Source organism: Salinimonas iocasae (genome assembly GCF_006228385.1).
Classification (GTDB): Bacteria; Pseudomonadota; Gammaproteobacteria; order Enterobacterales; family Alteromonadaceae; genus Alteromonas; species Alteromonas iocasae.
In genome coordinates, this window is sequence record NZ_CP039852.1 from 194,519 (window position 1) to 216,477 (window position 21,959).

The window sequence follows — 21,959 nt, forward strand, 5'->3', positions numbered from 1 at the left end:
TCCTGTGTAGCTCTGATACAGCCGTTTATTCCAGAAACTCATTCGCACTGCTTTTCCTTTTCATAAGCGCCTCCGTGCGGTGCTGTTATCACTATAGTTTTTATCGTGTGATATCAGTTATTGTGCGGCGCTTCTTCCGTCAGCGCCTGCCAGAGTGATTCTATTGTAGTCGTGCCCGTAGGCTCCAGCCAGATAGCTTCGCACAACCACTCAACACATAAGATACATCTTAACTCGTTGTTATTTCCAGAAGTATTCAGTGCTACCTGGTAGCGGTCGGCTCCCCAGTCTGCATCACCCGGGATAAGCGCGAAGTGTTTGGTCAGCGCTTGCGTCAGCTGCTGCGCCTTTAATGGCGTTTCAGGCAAGGCTAAAGATAGTACGATAACCTCGTCATGGCGAATAAGTGCTTGCTGAATCGCCGTACGGGTTAACTGCTGCATGACAAGCTTACCTGTACATCATCCACCGGGGCGTTGGCCCACACAGTATCTGCCCATTTATCATCAAACGGTGTTTTAAGTGCCTCGATAAGCTCAGCGGCAATACTGTAGTCACCCTGACGGGCAGCATCTGTGGCGCGCTGAAGATGGTGCGTTCGGGCAATCACCACCGGATTAACGCTATCCATGAGCGCCGCTTGCGCATCGGTATTTCCCTCATCCTGACGATGGGCGCGGTAGTCCTGCCACCATGTATCAAACGCATCGCGGTCAACAAATTCATCCCGAAGATCGCACTGCGCCTGCGTCGGGTCCATAGCGCTGAGTGTTCTGAAATGCTGATGGTAATCACGCTGCTGATTGGCCAGCATCGTCAGAAAACGATTAACCAGGTCCAACGAAGTGTTATCAACATCGCTGAAGCCAAGCCGGTTTACCATTGTCTGTTGGTAAGCTGAGATAAATGCAGGCTCAAACAGCATCAGCGTTTGTTTAATTTGCTCGGTATCGCAGTATTCAGAAAATGCCTGAGCCAGCGCATTCAGATTCCACAGGGCAACACCCGGCTGCTGGTCGAAGGCATAGCGGCCCTGATGGTCAGTATGGTTGAACACAGCATTGCTAACAAAGTTGTCCATAAACGCATATGGGCCGAAATCAAAGGTAATGCCGTGAACCGACATATTGTCTGTATTCATGACACCATGTACAAAGCCATAAGCCTGCCACAACGCAATCATTCTGGCAGTCCGTAAAACGATAGCTTTCAACAGCGCCTGATGAGGATTTTTTTCAGACAGCGCCTCTGGAAAATGATGAATAAAAGCGTGTTCAAACAGCCGCTTTAATGCAGCGCTATCACCGGCATGGTAATAATATTCAAAATGGCCAAACCGGATATGACTTGGCGCGGTGCGAATCATCATTGCTGCCGTTTCCGGTGTTTCCCGAAGCACCATTTCCTGACTATCAAACAAACACAGCGAGCGGGACGTCGGTATGCCCAGGTGAAATAAGGCTTCAGAGCCGATATATTCACGCAGTGTTGACCGCAATACCGCGCGGCCGTCACCCTGACGGGAGTAGGGGGTCTGTCCGGCACCTTTAAGATGCAGGTCAATACGCTGATTAGCGCGATTCTCTACCTCGCCCAGGAGCAAACCGCGACCGTCACCTAACATCGGGTTCCAATGACCGAACTGATGGCCACCATATTTTTGTGCTACGGCTTGCCGGCAAAGCGCAAAGTCTTTTTCAGCGAGTTGCCGGCCCAGCAGGTTGTCCTGCCACCACTTGTCAGGCAGTGCCAGCTCCTGTGCGTGCGAACTATTGACCAGTTGTAACTGTAAATCGCCCGGGACATCAGGATGTATCTGCGTGACCGCCTCGCTAAGTTCGGTAGCGTAGAGGTGAGTGAGCTTCAATGGGAACCCTTGAAAAAGAAAGTTTCAGACGCTTTAAGCTAACAAATGCCCCGCTTTGATAAAAGCACAATATGCAGGTAATCTGACCTGTTAGTCAGTCGTATCAAATCATAGCGATTAACCGGCAGGCCTGAACGATGCTGTCATTCACTAACAACAATTACACTTTGAGGGAACTATGCTCACCGTTCATCACTTAAATAACTCACGTTCTCAACGGATTTTATGGCTGCTGGAAGAACTGGAAGTCCCGTACCGGATTGAACGCTACGAGCGCGATCCTAAAACCAATCTGGCACCTGATTCATTAAAAGCTGTACATCCTCTGGGACGCTCACCGGTACTGGAGTTTGAGGACGGCAGTAAGATGGCCGAGTCCGGAGCCATCGTGGAGTACATCATTCACCAATATGGCGCGGGCAATTTTACGGTACCGTCGGATAATAAGGTATATCAGGATTATTTATTCTGGCTGCATTTTGCAGAAGGCTCACTGATGCCGCCTCTGGTAGCCAGCCTGGTATTTAAAAAAGCAAAACAGAAAAGCCCGGCATTGATTCGCCCGCTGGCCAATAAGATTCTTGATGCCATTATGGATAACTATTACGGTCCGAACCTGAATCAGAGCCTGCGCTATGTGGAGTCGTACCTGTCTAAAAACGACTGGTTTGCCGGCGATGCGCCCTCCGCGGCGGATATACAAATGAGCTTTCCGTTGGAGGCGCTGGTGGCGCGCGAAAACGCATCAAAATGGACGGCAATCAACGCTTATGTGAAGCGCATTCATAACCGTGATGCCTATAAGCGTGGACTGGAAAAAGGAGGCGAGTACGACTACGCCTGATTAAAAGTCATTATTGATTGTGCTGTCCAGATAATCAAGAATCATCTGCAGGAATGCCTCGCCGTAGCGCTCCATTTTGGTACGGCCAACGCCACTGACATCAAGCATGTCATTACGCGTGGTGGGCGTTCTTGCTGCCATGTCTGCCAGGGTAGCATCTGAAAACACGACATAGGGCGGTACACTATGCTCTTCAGCCAGCGACTTGCGCAGATGTTTGAGGCGCTTGAACAATGCCTTGTCGTAAACAGCCGGTTTGTTTTTCGGCTTTTTCTCAGCTTTGAATGTCAGGCGGGGGACTGCAAGTCTCACCGGTACATCGCCCTTAAGAACAGGACGAGCGGCTTCTGTCAGCCGCAGCGCAGCACCAGCAGTGAGGTCGACGCGAATAAGGCCCTGATGAATCAGCTGATTAATCATATTGTGCCAATAACTGTCAGACTCAGATTTACCAATCCCATACACCGACAAATCCTGATGGCCGTTTTCTATAATCCGGCGAAGCTGCTTTCCACGCAGTACATCAATAACATATTGCGATGCCGCCTGTTGCTCAAGGCGCAATATGCCGGAGAGAATTTTCTGGCTGACGACCAGTCCATCAATCAGCTTAGGCGGGTCCAGGCAAATATCACAGTTACCGCACGCCGCATCGCTGAACTGTGAGAAGTAGTTGAGCAAAACCTGACGGCGACACGTCTGTGCTTCAGCAAAGGCTTCCATAGCAGCAAACTTTTGTACCTCTACCTGGTTTCGTTCGGGCTTATCACCCTGCTCAATCCATTGTCTGACTCGGGCGGCATCTTTTTCATCAAACAGTAAAAGGGCCTCAGCTTCCAGACCGTCACGCCCGGCACGCCCCGTTTCCTGATAATAACTTTCTATACTGCGAGGCACATCGTGATGTACCACAAACCGCACATTAGATTTGTTAATACCCATACCAAATGCAACCGTGGCGACCACAATATCGACCTGGTCGTTTAAAAAGCGACGCTGTACATATTCACGTTCGTCGGCATCCAGTCCGGCATGATACGCAGCACTACTGATCCCCGCTCGATGAAGCTTGGCGTACAAGTCATCAACTTTCGCGCGGCTGTTACAGTAAATAATGCCGCTACTGCCATCCTGCTGTTTGACGTAATCAAGCACCTGATCAAACGCTTTGTATTTCGGCATTACGCGATAACGTATATTCGGCCTGTCAAAACTACCTTTAAATACAAACGGATCTGATAAATTTAACTGGACCAGAATATCCGCCTGGGTGGCCGCATCGGCTGTAGCGGTAAGCCCTACTACCGGGACATCAGGATACTGGCTTTTCAGTCGGCCCAGTAGCCGGTAGTCCATTCTGAAGTCATGCCCCCAGTGACTGACACAGTGCGCTTCGTCTATTGCAAAAAGTGACACGGTAAGCTGTTGCAGCAAATTCTGAAAATAGGGCTGTAGCAGGCGCTCAGGAGAGACGTAAAGCAGGTCGTATTCATTATCAAGCAACGCTGTCTGAATCTGTTGCTGGGTCTCATGCTCAAGACTGGAGTTCAGATACGCCGCTTTTACGCCCACCGCCTGAAGCTGCTCTACCTGATCCTGCATTAACGAGATAAGCGGCGACACGACAATGCCGGTGCCCTGCCGTACCATGGCCGGAATCTGGTAACACAGCGACTTTCCACCCCCTGTGGGCAGTAATACCAGCGTATCCTGTCCACTGATAATGTTTTCAATGACCGACTGCTGGCCGGTACGAAAGGACGCATAGCCAAATACCCGCTCAAGAATATCCTGGGCGTCGGCCTTATCAGCGGTATCTGTGGTGTCTGTCTGGGAGGAAGTCAAAGTCATCGCGCAGGGATTTTACGCATTTTCAGCCTGCGCTTCACGGGTTAATACAAATTTCTTTTCTTGTGCAGGCTAAGTCACTGTTATTCTGTCACCTTATTGGATTAAAAGCGTAGAGCAGTGGATCCTGCACTGGTCCTGTAACGTTTTTAATAGGCAGCATGAAATAAGGAGAACAACGTGGCTGAACCTTTGCCGGATCTCATTCAGGAAATTGTCTCGGATAACAGCACCGATGATACGGGCGCTGTGCTGGACGCTATTGTTTCTCAGGATGATGTCGCGGTTGCGACGTTACTGGAATCCGTACCCGTTGAACCACGTCTGTCACTGTGGCAGGACTTACCCAGTGAGCGTAAGCTCGACGTGCTGGTTGAGATGCGCTCTGATCCGCGTGAAATTCTTATTGATGCCACCGAGGAAGAAGAGTGGTCTGCACTGTTTTCAGATATCGAAGCAGAAGAACTGCTGGAGCTGATGGACTCGCTGCCCAATCGGCTGGTGGATCTAGCCTATGCCGAACTGGATGCACAGCAGCAAACCTTCTTTCGCGAAGCCACACAATTTAACGACGATCAGGTTGGGCACTGGCTCACCCATGATCTGCTGGTACTGCCTTTAAATGCCAAGGTTCGCGATGGCTTACGTCTGATTCGCCGCAATGTCCCACGTCATTGCGATACTATCTTTCTGGTGAATCGCTCCGGCCAGTTTTCGGCGGTAGTCAGGCTTACCCGTATCTTCGGCTCTCCGGAGCACGTGCCGCTGGTAGAGCTTATTGAAGAGAATATACCAGTACTTAAAGGTAGTGATGAGTCCACCAATGCGTCACTGCAGGTGCAGCGTTCAGGCTTTGCCGCACTGCCTGTGGTGGATGATAGCAATAAACTGCTAGGCCGGCTCGATATTACCTCAGCATCAGAACTCATTAACGAGTTTTATGAACGTCAGGTCATGGCAACCGCCGGTATGGATGAAGACGAGGATTTGTTCTCGCCGGTCGCCAAAAGTGCCAGAAACCGGGCTGTATGGCTGGGCATTAATCTGCTTACCGCATTTCTGGCTTCCTGGTTTATTGGCCTGTTTGAAGCCACGTTACAGCAGGTGGTAGCACTGGCAGTACTCATGCCTATTGTTGCCAGCATGGGCGGCATTGCCGGTAGTCAGACTCTGACACTGATTGTTCGCGGGCTGGCACTGGGGCAGGTGACCAAAGCGAATACGCGGGCGCTGATGGTAAAAGAGCTTAAGGTTGGTGGTGTGAACGGGGTGATATGGGCGCTTATCATTGGGGTGGTGGCTTATTTCTGGTTTACCGATGTGCTTATTGGCGTGGTTATTTGTCTGGCTATCTTGTTCAATATTGTTGCTGCAGCGATTGCCGGGGTGTTTGTACCGGTTATTCTGGATAAACTAAAAATAGACCCGGCACTGTCTGGTTCAGTCATCTTAACGACAGTCACCGACATTGTTGGGTTTGTGGCCTTTTTAGGGCTAGGCACGCTGTTTTTGCTGTAATACACTTCACAGCCTTAAACGACTAACCGTGAAACCGCCTTTTGAGAATGAAGGCGGATGCCAACCGCGCAGGTAATAATCCGTATGCATATCGATGCTGATGCAAAACGCACTCAGGCAGGCGTGCTTTGCGCAATTGCCGCCTACACCATGTGGGGCGTAGCACCCTTATATTTTAAGCAATTACAGATAATGCCGGCGCTGGAGATTCTGGTGCATCGCATTGTATGGTCTGTGCTGGTACTTATCATATTGCTCGGTGTCACTCGCCAGTGGAACAAGGTAAGAATTGCACTGTATTCTTCACGGGTGATGAAAACGCTGGCCGTGGCCGGTGTGCTGCTCGGTGCCAACTGGCTGCTGTTCATCTGGGCGATAAATAACGACCATCTGCTTGATGCCAGTCTGGGATACTATATCAACCCCTTGCTGAATGTTTTTCTGGGGCGAATGTTCTTAGGGGAGAAACTGCGTCCGATGCAACGGTTCGCTGTGATTCTGGCGGTTATCGGTGTAAGTATTCTGATTGTTGCGCATGGCTATCTGCCCTGGGTTGCGCTGGTGCTGGCGGGTACCTTCGGCGTATACGGATTACTCAGAAAGCAGGTGTCTGTAGATTCACTGCCAGGTCTGTTTATTGAGTCGCTGATGCTGCTTCCGCTGGCTATCGGCTACTGGATTTGGTTTGGCTCTGTGCATTCTGATATGTTCACCAATACTGTCTCATTAAACGTATTGCTGGTGGCTGCAGGGATTGTTACCACTGCGCCGCTGTTATGTTTCACTGCGGCCGCACGGCGCCTTATGTATTCTACACTGGGCTTTTTCCAGTATATTGGCCCCTCACTGATGTTTTTGCTTGCAGTCTATCTGTACAACGAGCCTCTTGAGCCAGCTCGGCTGATCACATTCGGATTTGTCTGGGCTGCGCTGGTAATATTCAGTATCGATTCTTTAAAAGCGTATCGAACCGCCCGAAAGGCCCGGCTTGCGTGACCGTTTTTCAGGCTGTTTTTTGAATGGCCCGGTCAAGGGCCCGGCTGAAGGCAATGTCTGAGACAACGCGGTTGCGACCTGCATGCTTCGCCTGATAAAGGAGTTTGTCAGCGCGAGAGATACTGTTTACCAGTGAGCTGGCCTTGGTTGTCAGCAGCCCGGCGCTGATGCTGACTGAGATTTTTTCATCGCCAACCTTTACCGGCTGCTGACAAACAAGCGCCCGTAATGCTTCTATTCTGCTAAGGGCCTGTTCAGCGCTGATATCGGGCATAAAGATGCAAAATTCCTCCCCGCCGAACCGGGCAATGACGGCATCGGCAAAGTGTTGTCGTAACACAGCGGCGGTATGCACCAGAACGATGTCTCCTGCATCATGACCGTAAGAATCGTTAACCTGTTTGAAGTTGTCCAGATCAAGTACAGCCAGCGAGTAACGTTCAGAGCGTCTTGCCGCCATTGCTGATAATTTATTAAGGAAGTAGCGTCGGTTGAACAAGCCGGTGAGAAAATCGGAATTCGCCATAGAGGTCAGCGCCTCAACGTGCTCAATCAGTTCGATATTCTGGGTGATTCGGCACAAAAATTCTTCATGGCAAAATGGCGTCAGTAAAAAGTCATTGGCGCCGGATTTGATAAAGCGGGCTGAGTTTAGCTGTGCTTCCTGTTCACTTACACTGATAATCGCCAGTCGTTCTTTTGGGTAGTCGACACGCAAGTTTGAGATAACCGAAGTGCTTTTCTCGTCACTGAAGTGTCTGCCGGTAATCACCACTCGGATTTCCGGGTTGTCCCTGACCAGCTTGTAAGTGTCTTCGGCCTTAGAGGCTTCGTGAGTAATAAAATTGTGGCGACGTAAAAGCGAGCTCATTTTAATGGCGGTGGAACGATCCTGACCTGCCACCACAACACCAATCTGCTTGTTGTGCTCAAGGCGCTTGAGCAAGCGGGCAAGGTAATCGTAGGTTTGTGCATTTTCTTTCGGAATATAATCCACCACTTCCCGGCGCAGCACATCTTCGCGTGTCTCGCTGTCCAGGCGACCAGTAACGACGATGGTCGGCAAGATGCTCTGAATACAGAAGTCGATGGCCTCGCCATTGGGCGAATCAGGCAGGTTATAGTCTACAATGGCGCAAAGAAAGTCTTCCGGGGTGGAATGAATAAAGACATGACGTGCTTCGGTGAGGGTTCGGGAGACCACCGCTACCAGGCCAGCCTGTTCAACGAGCCTGACGACAATGTTAAGGGCCGTCCGGCTGTCTTCTATAATAAGAACCTTATTTTGCACGCGCACAAACCTCTGTTACCTAAGGTATATTGTGCGCAACATTGCCCGGTGTTCAATTAGCCTTTAGTTTAGCATAAGCCAATACCAGCCATTTTGCGCCGAACTCATCAAAGTTCACCTGTACGCGACCATGGTCACCAGCGCCCTCAAAGTTAAGTACCACGCCATCGCCGAATTTAGGGTGAGTGACGCGCTGACCCAGCGTAAAACCGCTGTCCTGAAACGCTTCGTGAGATGCCGCGCGGCTAAACCGGTTATGTACGGGCCTGGATACCTGACTCTTAAGGCGGACTTCCTGCACATACTCAGAAGGGATTTCACGAATAAAGCGCGATGCCGTATGAAATTTATCCTGCCCGTAAACGCGCCGGCTTTCGGCGTAAGTAATGAACAGCTTCTTCATTGCACGGGTCATTCCCACATAACAAAGACGGCGCTCTTCTTCCATTCTGCCGGGCTCATCATTGGTCATCTGTGACGGGAACATGCCTTCTTCCACACCCGCCATAAAGACCAGCGGGAACTCCAGCCCTTTGGCGCTGTGAATTGTCATCATCTGCACAGCGTCCTGCTCAGTATCAGCCTGGGTTTCACCTGCTTCAAGGGAAGCATGCGCAAGAAAAGCAGATAGCGGGGTCATTTCATCCGCCTCTTCAGGCACGATAAACTGTTTACACGCAGTAACCAGTTCTTCTAAGTTTTCCAGCCGCGCCTGCGCTTTTTCACCACGTTCGGCCTGATACATGGCGTACAGGCCTGAATCTTTAATCGTTTTGTCGGCCTGTTCTTCCAGTGACAGGGATAAAACGGTCTGCTCCAGTTCTGTTATAAGCGATGTAAAACTACGAAGCGCATTGGCAGCACGCCCGTTCAGAGAACCTTCTGATAGCAGCAGGTTACTGGCCTGCCACAAAGAGCAGTTGTGTTCACGGGCGGTCATTCTGACCTGGGTTACCGTTTTTTCTCCGATGCCCCGGCTGGGTGTATTTACCACCCGCTCAAATGCTGCGTCATCATGAGGGTGATTAATCATTCTCAGATAACCCAGCGCATCCTTTATCTCCTGTCTTTCAAAGAAGCGCAGGCCGCCATAAATGCGATAAGCTATGGCCTCGTGCAAGAGTGCCTCTTCCAGCACCCGGGACTGCGCATTGTTGCGATATAAAATGGCGCATTCTTTAAGCGGATTACCTTCATCCAGCCAGGATTTTATCTGCGAAACGATGAACCGTGCTTCATCAAGCTCATTAAAGCCGGCGTAGACTGATATCAAATCGCCTTCGCTGTCTTCGGTCCACAGCTCTTTGCCCAGCCTGCCTGCATTATTATCAATTACCGCATTGGCAGCATTAAGAATATTGCCGGTAGAGCGATAGTTTTGCTCAAGACGGATAGTGGTGGTCTGGTCAAAATCTTTTAAAAACTTATGGATATTATCAACATTGGCACCACGCCAGCCATAGATTGACTGGTCATCATCACCCACAATCATGATGTTGTTAGTATCAGCACTGCACAGCATACGCAGCCATGCATACTGGATGTTGTTGGTATCCTGAAACTCGTCGACCAGCACGGCTTTGAAACGGCGCTGATAGTGTGCCAGTACCTCGGGGTTTTTGGCCCAAAGTTCATGTGCCCGCAGTAACAGCTCGGCAAAGTCAACCAGGCCAGAGCGGTCACACGCTTCCTGATAAGCGGCGTAAATCTCGCGCATTTTCTGCGCTACAGCGTCACCATGGGTTTCTATGTGCTGCGGGCGTAAACCCTCATCTTTATTACCGTTGATATACCATTGAACTTGCTTGGGGGCCCAGTGCTTTTCGTCAAGGTTCATGGCGCGCAAAATACGCTTCACCAGGCGATACTGGTCATCTGAGTCAAGAATCTGAAAATTTTCAGGCAGCCCGGCTTCTGAGTGATGGCTTCGTAACAATCGGTGGGCGAGGCCATGGAACGTGCCAATCCACATATTGTGCAGGTTGCGGCCCATCAATGACTCTATTCGACCCCGCATTTCACGGGCGGCTTTGTTGGTGAACGTTACAGCAAGAATGGAAAATGGCGTGATGTTCTCTACTTCCATCAACCAGGCAATGCGATGCACTAAAACGCGGGTTTTCCCACTGCCTGCGCCAGCCAGTACCAGCATATTGGAAAGTGGCGCGCCCACAGCTTCACGTTGTTTATCGTTAAGACTGTCGAGCAGTAAAGAGACATCCATAATTTCCGGCACCTGTATCGTAGACTACAAATGAGCGCAATTATGCCAGTGAACTGTGCGTTTATACAGCAAAGCAGGGATTTTTTTCTGTAAGAGGGGGAGGGGAGGAAAAACAAACACGTGACCAGAGTGGTCACGTGCTGATACTAAAACTTACAATGAATCAACTTCACGTTCGGCTTCTTCACGGCTTTTGCCATAACGTTGCTGGATTTTGCCGATTAGTTCTTCGCGGCGACCGTCGATAACATCCAGATCATCATCGGTAAGCTTGCCCCATTTTTGCTGGGCTTTACCTTTCATTTCTTTCCAATTGCCTTCTAACTTATCGCTGTTCATTGCGTTCCTCCATAAAGAGTGTTGCGATACCTGCTTTACCGCAGGCTTCCATATTTACGAATGCATCAGTCATACCACGCCACAATATATATTTTAGGGTGTTGATAATTAAGGTATTTTGAGGCTTTTGAGCTTAACTGACTCATTTGGCACCGTCACGAGAGAATGGCATTCATACAGGTTGCTTGCAGGTTTTACATGAATTCATGCAATCGCACATATAGTCAGATGAAGCACGTTTAATGGAGCAGCGTGATCAGAACACCGCTATCAGGGGTACAACGCCCCACAGGTGCAAAATATCGCAGATGCACTTTGATAGCTTGAAATTCGCGTTTGCTATCTTCACAGTAACGCATCAGTACTCGTTACATCATGCATCCCTCTACTTCATATCATCGGGAATATCGTCATGCAGGCACTCACCGGAACAAACGATTTTTGGCACTCGCTGAAAAGCGAGGCACAACGCATCGCTGATAATGAGCCACTACTGGCAAGTTATATCCATGCCTGCATTTTAACGCATCATAATTTTGAATCGTCACTGAGCTTTATTCTATCCAATAAGGTTGCTGATGACGTGATGCCTGCGCTGGCCATACGGGAAGTCTTTGACCAGGCCTACCTGCTGCAACCAGAAATTGTTGATGCGGCGATTGCTGATATTGAAGCTGTTTTTGACCGCGATGCCGCGGTAAACGATTATCTGACGCCATTGCTCTATTTCAAAGGTTTCCAGGCAGTTCAGGTACACCGGATGGCTCACTATTTATGGAAAGAGGGCAGGCATCAGCTGGCGCTGTTCCTGCAAAGCAGAAACTCAGAGACCTTTGGCGTCGATATGCACCCTGCCGCCCGGGTGGGCAAAGGTGTCATGTTCGACCATGCGACCGGTATCGTAGTGGGTGAAACTGCGCTGATTGAGGATAATGTCTCTTTGCTGCAAAGCGTCACATTAGGCGGCACGGGGAATGAGTCTGGCGATCGTCATCCTAAAATCCGCCAGGGCGTCTTAGTGGGTGCAGGAGCAAAAATTCTGGGCAATCTTGAAATAGGGCGCGGCTCGAAAGTGGGGGCCGGAAGCGTGGTATTAAGCGATGTGCCGCCTCATACCACGGTAGTGGGGGTGCCTGCCAAAGTAGTAGGTCGTCCGTGTTGCCGTCGCCCCTGTGACTCTATGAGACAAAACGTGCTGGAAGATAATGGCATGTTAGACCAGAGCTAACAGTTCCTCAAACCGGTCAAGCTCTACGTGGGGCAGTATAGGCGCGCGTTCGTTATTCAGGTTCATGGGCCGGTTACAGGCAAACCAGGCGGTTTGCTTACCGGCACAGATGGCGCCGAAGACATCCTTGGTCAGATTGTCTCCTACGTGGAGGATATTTTCAGGTGCAACATTAAGTGTCTGCGCAGCCTCATCAAACATATGCCGGTGAGGTTTCATCGGGCGCTCAAGGCTGGCATGCAAAACCGTATCAAAATAATCATCAACGCCTATTTTCTTTACGTCCACATTGCCATTTGTAATGCCGATTAACGGAATCCTACCTGCCAGCGATTTAAGTGTAGAATGCACATCTTCATGGAGCTCCAGCTCACTGCGCGCAGTATAAAAACAATCAAAACACGCTTTCGCTGCCGCTTCTCTGGCTTTTTCGTCAGAAATATCCTCTCGCAATGCCTGCATCAGGGTACGCATGCGTAACTGACCCATATCTGATGAGAGCGCTGGTGTGTCGGCAAGCAATTGCTGACGAATTTGCTGCCATTGTGCACGACTCAATGCGCTGGTCTTTTTATGATGCGTTGCTATAAATGCCTGCAGTGTTTTTTCTGCTGCAAGGATGACTGGTCCGTTATCATAAAGTGTATCGTCTAAATCAAATGTCATAGCCTGAATCTGATTAAGCGGACGATAAAAGCGCATAAGCACTCCTTATTTTATTTTTTGCGTGCCCGGGGATGGGCTGAGTCATAAACTTTAGCAAGATGCTGAAAGTCCAGATGCGTATAGACCTGTGTCGTTGACAGATTAGCGTGCCCCAGTAATTCCTGAACGGCTCTCAGGTCGCCACTGGATTCAAGTACGTGTGTCGCAAACGAATGGCGTAGTTTGTGAGGGTTTAATTTGCTGTCGATATTTTTTTGCTGCGCCATTACATCCAGGCGATTGGCAACCTGCCGGTTTGAGATACGGTTTTTTTGCTTGCTCAAAAATACCGCTGGTTCGCCTGGGTCAGCAAAGTGTCCTCTGACCTTAAACCAGGCTTCAAGGGCACGTCGGGCCATCTTGCCCATTGGTAACAGCCGCTCTTTGCTGCCTTTACCCCTTACCCGTAAAAGACCGTCAGACAAACAGTCGTTGAGATTAAGTCCCGTTAACTCACTGAGTCGCAACCCGCATCCGTAAAGCAGTTCAAACATGGCTTTATCACGGTAAGCAAGCAGGTCATCATCGTTACCATCCAGTAACTGCTGCATATCATCAACATTGAGCTGCTTCGGTAGTGGCCGGCCCTGTTTGGGCGCCTGAATACCTTCCATCGGGTTGCTGAACAGCTGACCCTGGTCAATTAAATAGCGACAGAAGGTGCGAAGCGCTGAAAGGCGAAGTGCGATACTTCGGGCATGTTTGCCCTGCTGCTTAGAGGTACTTAAGACCCGCTTTATGTCTACCGGCGTCAGCCCCGACCAGTCAGGCAGCGCTAATGTTGTGGCAACGTATTTAAGCTGTCGGCGGTAATTACTGATGGTGTGCACAGAAAGGCCACGTTCAACCTGAAGATGCGTAAGAAACTTTTCCAGCCAGAGTTCGCACTGGGTCGACAACTCTTCCGGAGCTGGCTGAGTCCCACTCATTAGTATTTCAGCAGTCCGGGCAAAACAAAGCTTAAAACCTGCTGAAGCTGTTTTAACAACAGCGTATCCATATCCGGCGTAAAATGGCTGGCATCGTTACTGCCGATTGCAGCAATAGCGAGAGGTTCATCATTGCCGATAAGAATCAGTGCAGCCGATTCAGCAACGGCATCACCAAACAACAACTGGCGCTCATGCTGACTCAGGCGACCAAAGAAAAAGGGTTCGTTTTTAAAGCGCTTCTCTACAAACAGCCGGCGCTGCAACTCGGGCAGGGCATGCGGACCTTTGAATAACTTTAACGCGACAGAGGCTAAATCCAGTTTTTCCTGCAACACCTCTTCAAGGCGCAGCTGAATTTCTGCCACGCTCTGGCAAGTCAGTAGCTGTACATTCAGGTCCGTATAAACCCGGTAAATTTTTTCGTTTTGTTTGGCGATGCTGATGAGTTGGCTCAGCCGGTAATTGAGCTGGCGCACTTTTTTGCGTAACTGTTCACTTTGAACCTCAACCAGTGAGACACTGCCTTTTTGTACGTGAGGAATACGAATGTCTTCCAGCAAGTCTGCGTGGCGGGCAAAAAAATCAGGATGCGCGCGCAAAAAGTCTGCGACCTCTCTGGCACTTAACGTCTTATCTTCGTCATAGCCATTGCCCGAAGGCGTTTTTGCGTGCCCGATTACATCGCTCATAAAGTTAACTGTCCGTCATAAATATGTTCAGCCGGCCCGGTCATTTTCAGCACTGAACCTGGTCCCTGCCAGCGAATTCTCAGATTACCACCAGGCAAGTCGACTCTGACATCTTTCCCCAGCTTGCCCTGCATCTGACCAATGGCGACAGCTGCGCATGCACCACTGCCGCAGGCCATGGTTTCCCCCGTCCCGCGCTCATAAACGCGCAAACGGATGTAGTCAGCGCCCACTACTTCCATGAAACCTACATTTACGCCTTCAGGAAAGCGTTCGTGTTGTTCTAATAATGGCCCGATGGTTTCTACATCCGCGGTATTGATATCATCAACCGATAGCACGCAATGGGGGTTACCCATTGATACCGCCCCGTAAAACAGCGTGTGATTGCCTTCGCGGGTTAGATATACATTTTCCTGTTTATTGGCCTTCATGGGAATGCGTGCCGGCTCGAACTCAGGCTTTCCCATATTCACGGTAACCTGACCATCTTTTTCAAGATAAAGCACCATATTGCCAGATTTAGTGCTTACCAGAATTTTGTTGCGATTAATCAGCCCTTTTTGTTTCACATATCTGGCAAAGCACCGCGCCCCATTACCGCACTGCGCAACTTCAGAACCGTCTGCATTGAAGATTCGGTAGTGAAAGTCCTGGTCAGGGTCGTAGGGCGGCTCAACCATCAATAGCTGGTCAAATCCAATTCCAAAATGCCGATCAGCCAGCGTCCGGATTTTATCCGGAGAAAAAAAGACATTCTGAGTGACGTTATCAACAACCATAAAGTCATTGCCCAGACCGTGCATTTTAGAAAACTGAATATGCATTAACTGCTAATCTGCCTTAGTATCATAGTCCTAGTTTACGGAACTTTATACTCGCCTTTCCAGAGATCTTTGCGTTTTTCTCGTTCTCTGACGACGAATACCTGCTCACCATCAACCAGTAACTCCGGTGGACGGCAGCGGCTGTTGTAATTAGAAGCCATAGTAAAACCGTAAGCACCAGCACTGCGCACCGCTAACAAGTCGTTTGCCTCAACCGCAAGCTCCCGGTCCCGGCCAAGGAAATCGCCGGTTTCACAGACGGGCCCAACCACATCGTATAAACGGCGTGGTGCCTGGGTAGATTGCTCCACGCGGATGATATTTTGCCAGGCTGAGTAAAGCGACGGACGCAGTAAGTCGTTCATGGCTGCATCAACAATGGCAAAATGCTTTTCTTCGCCTTCTTTTATAAACTCAACCTTTGTCACCAGTATTCCCGCGTTTGCGGCAATAGCCCGGCCGGGCTCCAGAATCAGGGTTAACGACTCTCTGCCAGTCATTCGGTCAGCCAGCGCAGCGGCATAATCGCGAGGATGGGGCGGGGTTTCGCTGTCATAGGGCACGCCCAGGCCACCACCTAAGTCCAGGTGCTTAATTTCAATGCCTTTATCGGCTAGCTCATCAATTAACACCAGTAAGCGGTCAAGTGCATCAACAAACGGCGCGAGGTCAGTCAACTGAGAGCCGATGTGACAATCCATACCGATCACATTCAGGTTTGACAGTGATGCCGCCAGTTCGTAGGTTTCTACCGCCAGTTCACGGGCAATACCAAATTTGTTCGCCTTAAGGCCAGTAGAAATGTATGGGTGAGTTTTAGCATCGACATCCGGGTTGATACGTAAAGAAACCGGTGCCTGACAACCCTTTTGCGCGGCCACTTCGTTGATGCGGTGAAGTTCCGGCTCCGATTCTACGTTAAAGCACTTGATGCCCTGGTCCAGTGCATAGGCTATTTCTTCAGGCGTTTTGCCCACCCCGGAAAAGACAACTTTACCGGCGTCACCGCCTGCCTCTATGACCCGGGCCAGTTCGCCGCCCGACACAATATCAAATCCGGAGCCCAGCTTAGCCAGTACGCTTAACACCCCAAGATTGGAATTCGCTTTTACCGCATAGCAAATCAGATGAGGGTGGTCGCCGATAGCATCATCAAAAGCATGCCAGTGCCGCTCCAGGGTCGCTCTGGAATAAATATAAGCGGGTGTACCATATTTGGCTGCAATGTCTGCAACCGGCACATCTTCAGCACAAAGACGGCCGTCGCGATATTCAAAATGATCCATTAGGGGGTTTCCTCCTGCGTGTCAGGTTGCGCAGGGGGATCAGTACGCTGATTGGTCTGTTCTTCGTCCGGAAGATAGAGCGCACCGCGATATCCGCAGGCACCCACCAATAGCATGGTCAGGGCACATAAACTGATGATACGTGATGTTTTTTGCACGATGATCCCACTGGGAGTAACTCAATGTGCCGTTATCATCGCATTGCGTAACTAAAATGCAAGAGACAAAAGCTTCTGACGTGTCTTATCGCCGTATTTTACCTGCTTCCATAACGCGTCACACAGTGTTTGTGTATCGCTCAGGTTACCTGCTTTTAGCCAGTTTATAAGAATAGTAGGGTCGTCAGGAAACGTGATAGCTTCAGTGTCGGGGGCATCAAGCCATTCTTCAACGGTATCAGTATCTAACTGAAACAGGGTCTGACACAACTCAAGCTGGCTTAGGGTCAGTACATTGGAAAGCTGTTCAAACTGTCCGTGGAGGGGTTTTATAAGCAGCTTTTTGCCCAGGTGTAAGGCTTCACTTGAAAGCTCAAAGCCGCCATTAGCGATAACACCGCTGCAACCGGCCAACGCTTGCTGAAAGCCAGATTTAGAGGGCGGGAACCAACTGATATGCCCACAATTAAGCGGGGCCGAAACATCAGGGTGATAGCAGACAAAGTGCTCGTTACTGAGCGGCTCCAGCATCTTCTGGATATCATTAATTTCTTCAAACGGCAGATAAACCAAGACATGCGAGGGTGTGGCATTAGCACTTGGTTTATCGCTGATAAACGGTGGAACAATAGGCTGGTTAAAGTGAAACCAATGGACACCCAGACGAACATCGGCAGGTGCAAAAAAACGTAACAGCAACCTGTCGAGCGCATTATCGCCCGACTTGGGTACCGGATAGGCAAATGCCGCCTGGTGGGAAATAGAGATGGCAGGTAATTTTTGTCGCCGTGCTGCCCAAGCGGTAACCGGCTCGAAGTCATTAACCAGCAAGTCGTAACTGCTGGTATCAAACTGTCTGACATCACAGGCGAACCGACGAAGGTGGTTGCTGCGAAAGGTGGCAAATTTATCCACCTTGCCATGCCGGGTGACGAACGTCAGGCCCTCATAAGTGCGGTAGTTACCAAATACTTCCATATCGAAATATTTATCGGGTGCACGGCCGGTAAATACAAAATCGACCTCGATATCGCGATGCCGTTTAAGTGCTGCAGCCATAATCCGAGCCCGTGCGATGTGCCCATTGCCGGTACCCTGAACGCCGTAAAGTATTTTCATCTTATGCTAATAACCCTATGCTTGAATAGGCGATTGTCAGGCCAAGCGCCATGCCCGCCAGCACATCAAAAGGGTAGTGAACCCCCAGTAAAATTCTGGACAGGCCGATAAGTGTCGCCCAGCTGTAAGCCAGAAGCGCAAAGTCGGGATAAAAATAACTTACTATATAAGCCATCAGCCAGGCCGCTGCGGTGTGACCGGAGGGCAGGCTGAATTTATCCGATGGCGTGACATGCACAAACATGTTGGATAGCAGGTCACACGGGCGGGGGCGTTTAAAGATATTTTTTAATACCAGATACACCGGCAGCTCCAGTGCATATGCCATCAGGGCGGTGTACAGAAAAAGCTCACCATGTTCCCGCTCAAAGCCCCACAACAGCAGGCCGATGACAAAATACAGATAACCATCGCCGGTTTTTGACATCCAGAGCACCCGACGGCACTGACGGTTGGCGGTAAGTCGGTTCAGCCGGTAAAACAAATCCGTATCGTATTCGCCCAGGCGCTTTAATCGCATTGCCATCATTCCGAAGCCAGTTGTTGATTAAATAGCCTAAAAATGGTCTGTGACTGTCCCGTGACAGAAAAAAGAAACCTTTATGACATATCAAAGCGTAGGGAAAACAGAGGAAAACAATCAGATAAAGAGAGCTGAATTTTATACAAAAAGCGACGTTCTGTTTATCGCAAATGATGCTATGCTAAGCAAAAGTAGTACAAGACGCAGACCGCTTATTCGGGTCTTTGACTTTGCGCAACTGACTTCGGTCACCAACCAAAAGGCTTCGTGATGGACTATAACACCTCTGAACTATGTGATTTATTTGCTGACAGCGTCGATGTGGTCGATCCTATGTTTGTCAGCTACGGCGGGCGATATTCTTTCGGTGGTGAAATTACGACAGTCAAATGCTTTGAAGACCGGGGCATAATTGATCGTGTGCTGGCGCAGCCCGGCAGTGGCAAGGTACTGTTAATTGATGGTGGTGGCTCGACACGCCGTGCATTAATTGACGCAAGTTCTGCACAACTGGCTATTGATAATGACTGGGAAGGTATTGTTTGCTACGGCAGTGTGCGTGACGTCGATACACTGAGTGACTTTGATCTGGGAATTCTTGCTATTGCGGCTATTCCGGTAAATGCCGAGAACGAAAGTATCGGTGATGCGGATATTCCGGTTAACTTTGGCGGCGTGACCTTCTTGCCTGAAGATCATTTATACGCAGACAGCACCGGCGTCATTCTGTCGCCGGAGCCGCTGGATATCGATTAGTCTTTTTTCGCGGGCGCAAATACTTCGTTCAGGTAAGCCGCCATTCTTACACCAGCCTGCTGTAGCCGTAATTTTGCAGTGGGCAGGTGGTCATACAGATAATCATACGACATGTCGTTTGCATCCTCCGGATAAACGGTATCGCGGATTTCTGTACTTTCTTCAATCCAGTCAAGGGGATCGGTGGTATCCCACTGCGTTAATTGTTCAGGCGTAATCTTGGCATTGAGCCAGCGCGTCCACTCAGTGAAGGACAATTGCCGCTGGTCCAGCATCTGCGAGTCCCACACCCGGTGAAGATTGGAATCTTCCCAGAAAAATCTTACTTTTACATCGTTCCCGCCGCGATCGGTACCGTTACCTGCATGCAGAGGCTGATGCAGGTCGCCGATAATATGGACAATGAACCGCAGTGCCAGTTGTTTTTCTTCACGGCTCGCGTCATCACTTCTCAGTGTTTCGGTGAATCGCTCAAGTGCCGTAAACGCATCACCCTGTTCAGGTGCTTCGACCTCGGCATAGGTCTTCTGCTCTGGCACTGTTACATAGTGAAAGGGGGGTGATACTTTTTGCCAGAAAGGTTTTGGGTTAGAGCGCATTTCATCTGCGTAAGTGGATGCTTCTGCCAGTGTTTCATTCGGCAGCAACGCTTCAACGGCGGCCGCAGCATGCGGGCTTAAATAGTGCTCAGCAATGGCACCGGTTACCCGGTGGCCAGTCTGACCCCAGCCCAGGGCGGGCAGACTTACCAATAAACTGCTGGCCACACCCAGCGCCAGAACTGCTTTTTTTCGAAAAGACACGGTCATGTATTATTTATTCCTTTGTCGTAGAAGGCTGATATCCCCAGCGAGCTATCAGCGACTGGTCTAACCCCAGGTGGTCCAGAATTCGCGCCACTACAAAGTCAATCAAATCAGCGATAGACGCTGGCTGATGATAAAAACCCGGCGCGGCAGGCATAATTGTGACACCCATTTGTGACAGTTTTAACATATTTTCCAAATGGATAGAGGAAAGTGGCATTTCTCTGGGGACGATAACCAACTGGCCGCGCTCTTTCATAACCACATCCGCGGCCCGTTCAATAAGATTGTCGCTGGCGCCGCAGGCAATAGCGGACAATGTTCCGGTTGAACACGGACAGATAATCATCTGACGTGGTGCTGCCGACCCTGAGGCCACCGGTGAAAACCATTCTTCTTTGCCGCATACGGTGATTTGACCTGACCGGGCGTTAAAACGCTGAGTGAAAAAGTCGGCGGCGGCATCCGGGCGCGAGGGAATTTTTATATCTTCTTCAGTAGCAAAAACAACTTTCGCTGCTGACGATATCAGTACGAATATCTCATAGTCAGCGTTTACCAGACATTCCAGTAAGCGCAGCGCATAGGGAGCGCCGGAGGCACCTGTGATGGCCAGTGTAATGCGCTTATCTGTCATATCGTCTCCTGTTGCCGGGTCTGTTCAAGCGCCTCGAGCAAACGCTGGTGTATACCTTCAAATCCGCCATTGCTCATCACCAGAACGTGATCGCCGGGGCGAACAGTTTTCACAACCTGTTCAATAATTGCCTGAGTTGATGCCAGGACTGAAGCAGGCGTCTGGCTGGTATTGGCTGCATCTTTGAGTGACCAGTTCATTGCCGGTGGCTCATAAAGTAGCACTTCATCCGCCTGTTGCCAGGATTGTGCAAGCGTATCTTTGTGAATGCCCATTTTCATGGTGTTAGAGCGCGGCTCCAGTATGGCGATAATGCGTTGTTGACCCACCTTATTGCGCAACCCGTCAAGCGTGGTTGCGATGGCCGTGGGATGGTGGGCGAAATCGTCGTATAACGAAATATCGTTCACGATCCCCTTAAGCTCCATCCGACGCTTCACATTTTTAAATTGCGAGAGTCCGGCGATAGCATCGCCAATTTGCACACCAGCATGGTGAGCGGCTGCCAGTGCCATCATCCCGTTATCGACATTGTGCTGACCTAACAGTGCCCAATGCACTTCACCCACTTTTACGCCATCCTTGATGACCTCAAACACGCTGCCGTCAGGGTTAATCAGGTTGGCCTGCCATTGCTTACCTAAGAACTGCTGTTGGCTCCAGCACCCCCGATCCAGCGTCTGGGAAATAGCAGCATTATCAGCAGGTGACAGAATCAGGCCGCTTTGCGGCACCATGCGAACCAGATGGTGGAACTGTGTCTGAATGGCCGCCAGGTCAGCAAAAATATCAGCATGGTCAAATTCGAGGTTGTTGATGACCAGTGTTTTGGGTCGGTAATGTACAAATTTGGAACGCTTATCGAAAAAGGCGCTGTCATATTCGTCGGCTTCAATAACAAAGAACGGACTGTCGCCAATTCGCGCCGAAACACCGAAATTCTCGGGCACGCCGCCGATCAGAAAACCGGGATTAAGTCCGGCGAATTCTAAAATCCAGGCCACCATACTACTGGTGGTTGTTTTGCCGTGCGTACCAGACAGCGCAATCACCCAGCGGTCGTTGAGCAGGTTTTCCAGCAGCCATTGCGGGCCACTGGTATAAGGCAGATTACGGTCCAGTACATACTCTACTGCGGGGTTGCCCCGGGACATCGCGTTACCAATGATAACAATGTCCGGCTGCGGTTCGAACTGGGCCGTATCGTAGCCTTCAGTCAAAGTAATCCCCAGCCCTTCCAGCTGTGTACTCATAGGCGGATACACATTGGTATCCGAACCGGTTACCGTGTGCCCCAGCGATTTTGCGATTGCAGCAATGCCTCCCATGAAGCTGCCACAAATGCCCAGAATGTGAACATGCATAG

The 21,959-nt window shown here is 50.1% G+C and carries 22 protein-coding genes; 5 read left to right on the forward strand and 17 right to left on the reverse strand.

From position 1 onward, the window contains the following. Positions 1-113: 113 nt before the first annotated feature. Both FBQ74_RS00795 and FBQ74_RS00800 read right to left on the reverse strand, forming a co-directional pair. On the reverse strand, positions 114-443 hold the full coding sequence (locus tag FBQ74_RS00795; protein WP_139754862.1) for a hypothetical protein: 330 nt from the start codon (positions 441-443) through the stop codon (positions 114-116). Then, positions 431-1,867: a protein adenylyltransferase SelO gene (locus tag FBQ74_RS00800; protein ID WP_139754863.1), complete on the reverse strand. Its 1,437-nt coding sequence runs from the start codon at positions 1,865-1,867 to the stop codon at positions 431-433. Before FBQ74_RS00800 ends, FBQ74_RS00795 begins: the two co-directional genes overlap by 13 nt. Before the next feature lie 178 nt (positions 1,868-2,045). Between FBQ74_RS00800 and FBQ74_RS00805 the strand changes: the two genes are divergently transcribed. After that, entirely contained in the window at positions 2,046-2,711 is a 666-nt protein-coding gene (locus FBQ74_RS00805) for a glutathione S-transferase (protein ID WP_139754864.1), read from the forward strand. On the opposite strand, the gene recQ is transcribed toward FBQ74_RS00805, so the two are convergent. Then, positions 2,712-4,562, reverse strand: a complete 1,851-nt coding sequence (gene recQ, locus FBQ74_RS00810; RefSeq protein WP_139754865.1) for a DNA helicase RecQ — start codon at positions 4,560-4,562, stop codon at positions 2,712-2,714. It abuts the gene before it with no gap. A 177-nt stretch (positions 4,563-4,739) separates the two neighbouring features. Between recQ and FBQ74_RS00815 the strand changes: the two genes are divergently transcribed. Both FBQ74_RS00815 and rarD read left to right on the forward strand, forming a co-directional pair. After that, complete coding sequence (locus FBQ74_RS00815; protein ID WP_139754866.1) at positions 4,740-6,077, forward strand: magnesium transporter; 1,338 nt, start codon at positions 4,740-4,742, stop codon at positions 6,075-6,077. 57 nt (positions 6,078-6,134) lie between these two features. Then, on the forward strand, positions 6,135-7,073 hold the full coding sequence (gene rarD, locus FBQ74_RS00820; protein ID WP_232371955.1) for an EamA family transporter RarD: 939 nt from the start codon (positions 6,135-6,137) through the stop codon (positions 7,071-7,073). Between the two features lie 7 nt (positions 7,074-7,080). On the opposite strand, the gene FBQ74_RS00825 is transcribed toward rarD, so the two are convergent. From FBQ74_RS00825 to FBQ74_RS00835, 3 genes are all read right to left on the reverse strand, one after another. After that, positions 7,081-8,364, reverse strand: coding sequence for a sensor domain-containing diguanylate cyclase (locus tag FBQ74_RS00825; RefSeq protein WP_139754867.1), 1,284 nt, complete (start codon positions 8,362-8,364; stop codon positions 7,081-7,083). Between the two features lie 52 nt (positions 8,365-8,416). Continuing rightward, positions 8,417-10,588, reverse strand: coding sequence for a DNA helicase II (gene uvrD, locus FBQ74_RS00830; RefSeq protein ID WP_139754868.1), 2,172 nt, complete (start codon positions 10,586-10,588; stop codon positions 8,417-8,419). A 153-nt stretch (positions 10,589-10,741) separates the two neighbouring features. Further along, positions 10,742-10,927 carry a CsbD family protein gene (locus FBQ74_RS00835; RefSeq protein ID WP_139754869.1) on the reverse strand — a complete coding sequence of 62 codons (186 nt, stop codon included), beginning with the start codon at positions 10,925-10,927 and terminating at the stop codon, positions 10,742-10,744. 412 nt (positions 10,928-11,339) lie between these two features. Between FBQ74_RS00835 and cysE the strand changes: the two genes are divergently transcribed. Next, positions 11,340-12,155, forward strand: coding sequence for a serine O-acetyltransferase (cysE, locus tag FBQ74_RS00840; RefSeq protein ID WP_139754870.1), 816 nt, complete (start codon positions 11,340-11,342; stop codon positions 12,153-12,155). Here the strand turns inward: cysE and FBQ74_RS00845 are convergent. From FBQ74_RS00845 to FBQ74_RS00875, 8 genes are read right to left on the reverse strand one after another with little or no spacing between them, the layout of a single operon-like run. Further along, positions 12,141-12,857, reverse strand: coding sequence for an HAD-IA family hydrolase (locus FBQ74_RS00845; RefSeq protein ID WP_139754871.1), 717 nt, complete (start codon positions 12,855-12,857; stop codon positions 12,141-12,143). The two genes, cysE and FBQ74_RS00845, sit on opposite strands and share 15 nt — an antisense overlap. A 14-nt stretch (positions 12,858-12,871) precedes the next feature. Continuing rightward, positions 12,872-13,789 carry a tyrosine recombinase XerC gene (locus FBQ74_RS00850; RefSeq protein ID WP_139754872.1) on the reverse strand — a complete coding sequence of 306 codons (918 nt, stop codon included), beginning with the start codon at positions 13,787-13,789 and terminating at the stop codon, positions 12,872-12,874. Then, positions 13,789-14,481, reverse strand: coding sequence for a DUF484 family protein (locus FBQ74_RS00855; RefSeq protein WP_139754873.1), 693 nt, complete (start codon positions 14,479-14,481; stop codon positions 13,789-13,791). Before FBQ74_RS00855 ends, FBQ74_RS00850 begins: the two co-directional genes overlap by 1 nt. After that, positions 14,478-15,308, reverse strand: coding sequence for a diaminopimelate epimerase (dapF, locus tag FBQ74_RS00860; protein ID WP_139754874.1), 831 nt, complete (start codon positions 15,306-15,308; stop codon positions 14,478-14,480). Before dapF ends, FBQ74_RS00855 begins: the two co-directional genes overlap by 4 nt. Positions 15,309-15,343: 35 nt before the next feature. After that, complete coding sequence (gene lysA / locus FBQ74_RS00865; RefSeq protein WP_139754875.1) at positions 15,344-16,594, reverse strand: diaminopimelate decarboxylase; 1,251 nt, start codon at positions 16,592-16,594, stop codon at positions 15,344-15,346. Beyond that, the gene (gene lptM / locus FBQ74_RS18890; RefSeq protein ID WP_168190581.1) at positions 16,594-16,752 is read right to left on the reverse strand and encodes an LPS translocon maturation chaperone LptM; all 159 of its coding nucleotides are present in this window, start codon (positions 16,750-16,752) and stop codon (positions 16,594-16,596) included. Before lptM ends, lysA begins: the two co-directional genes overlap by 1 nt. A 51-nt stretch (positions 16,753-16,803) precedes the next feature. Beyond that, positions 16,804-17,871 carry an MJ1255/VC2487 family glycosyltransferase gene (locus FBQ74_RS00870; protein ID WP_139754876.1) on the reverse strand — a complete coding sequence of 356 codons (1,068 nt, stop codon included), beginning with the start codon at positions 17,869-17,871 and terminating at the stop codon, positions 16,804-16,806. Between the two features lies 1 nt (position 17,872). Then, the gene (locus FBQ74_RS00875) at positions 17,873-18,391 is read right to left on the reverse strand and encodes a phosphatase PAP2 family protein (RefSeq protein WP_139754877.1); all 519 of its coding nucleotides are present in this window, start codon (positions 18,389-18,391) and stop codon (positions 17,873-17,875) included. Positions 18,392-18,664: 273 nt separating this feature from the next. Here FBQ74_RS00875 and rraA point away from each other — a divergent pair, with 273 nt between their 5' ends. Then, entirely contained in the window at positions 18,665-19,150 is a 486-nt protein-coding gene (gene rraA / locus FBQ74_RS00880; RefSeq protein ID WP_139754878.1) for a ribonuclease E activity regulator RraA, read from the forward strand. On the opposite strand, the gene FBQ74_RS00885 is transcribed toward rraA, so the two are convergent. From FBQ74_RS00885 to mpl, 3 genes are read right to left on the reverse strand one after another with little or no spacing between them, the layout of a single operon-like run. Continuing rightward, positions 19,147-19,959 (reverse strand): S1/P1 nuclease, encoded by an 813-nt coding sequence (locus tag FBQ74_RS00885; protein ID WP_139754879.1) that lies wholly within the window; start codon positions 19,957-19,959, stop codon positions 19,147-19,149. The two genes, rraA and FBQ74_RS00885, sit on opposite strands and share 4 nt — an antisense overlap. A 7-nt stretch (positions 19,960-19,966) precedes the next feature. Continuing rightward, a complete protein-coding gene (locus FBQ74_RS00890) occupies positions 19,967-20,593 on the reverse strand; it encodes a flavin prenyltransferase UbiX (protein ID WP_139754880.1) in 627 nt (208 codons plus the stop codon). Further along, positions 20,590-21,957: a UDP-N-acetylmuramate:L-alanyl-gamma-D-glutamyl-meso-diaminopimelate ligase gene (gene mpl, locus FBQ74_RS00895; protein ID WP_139754881.1), complete on the reverse strand. Its 1,368-nt coding sequence runs from the start codon at positions 21,955-21,957 to the stop codon at positions 20,590-20,592. The genes FBQ74_RS00890 and mpl overlap by 4 nt, the downstream gene beginning before the upstream one ends. Positions 21,958-21,959 lie beyond the last annotated feature (2 nt).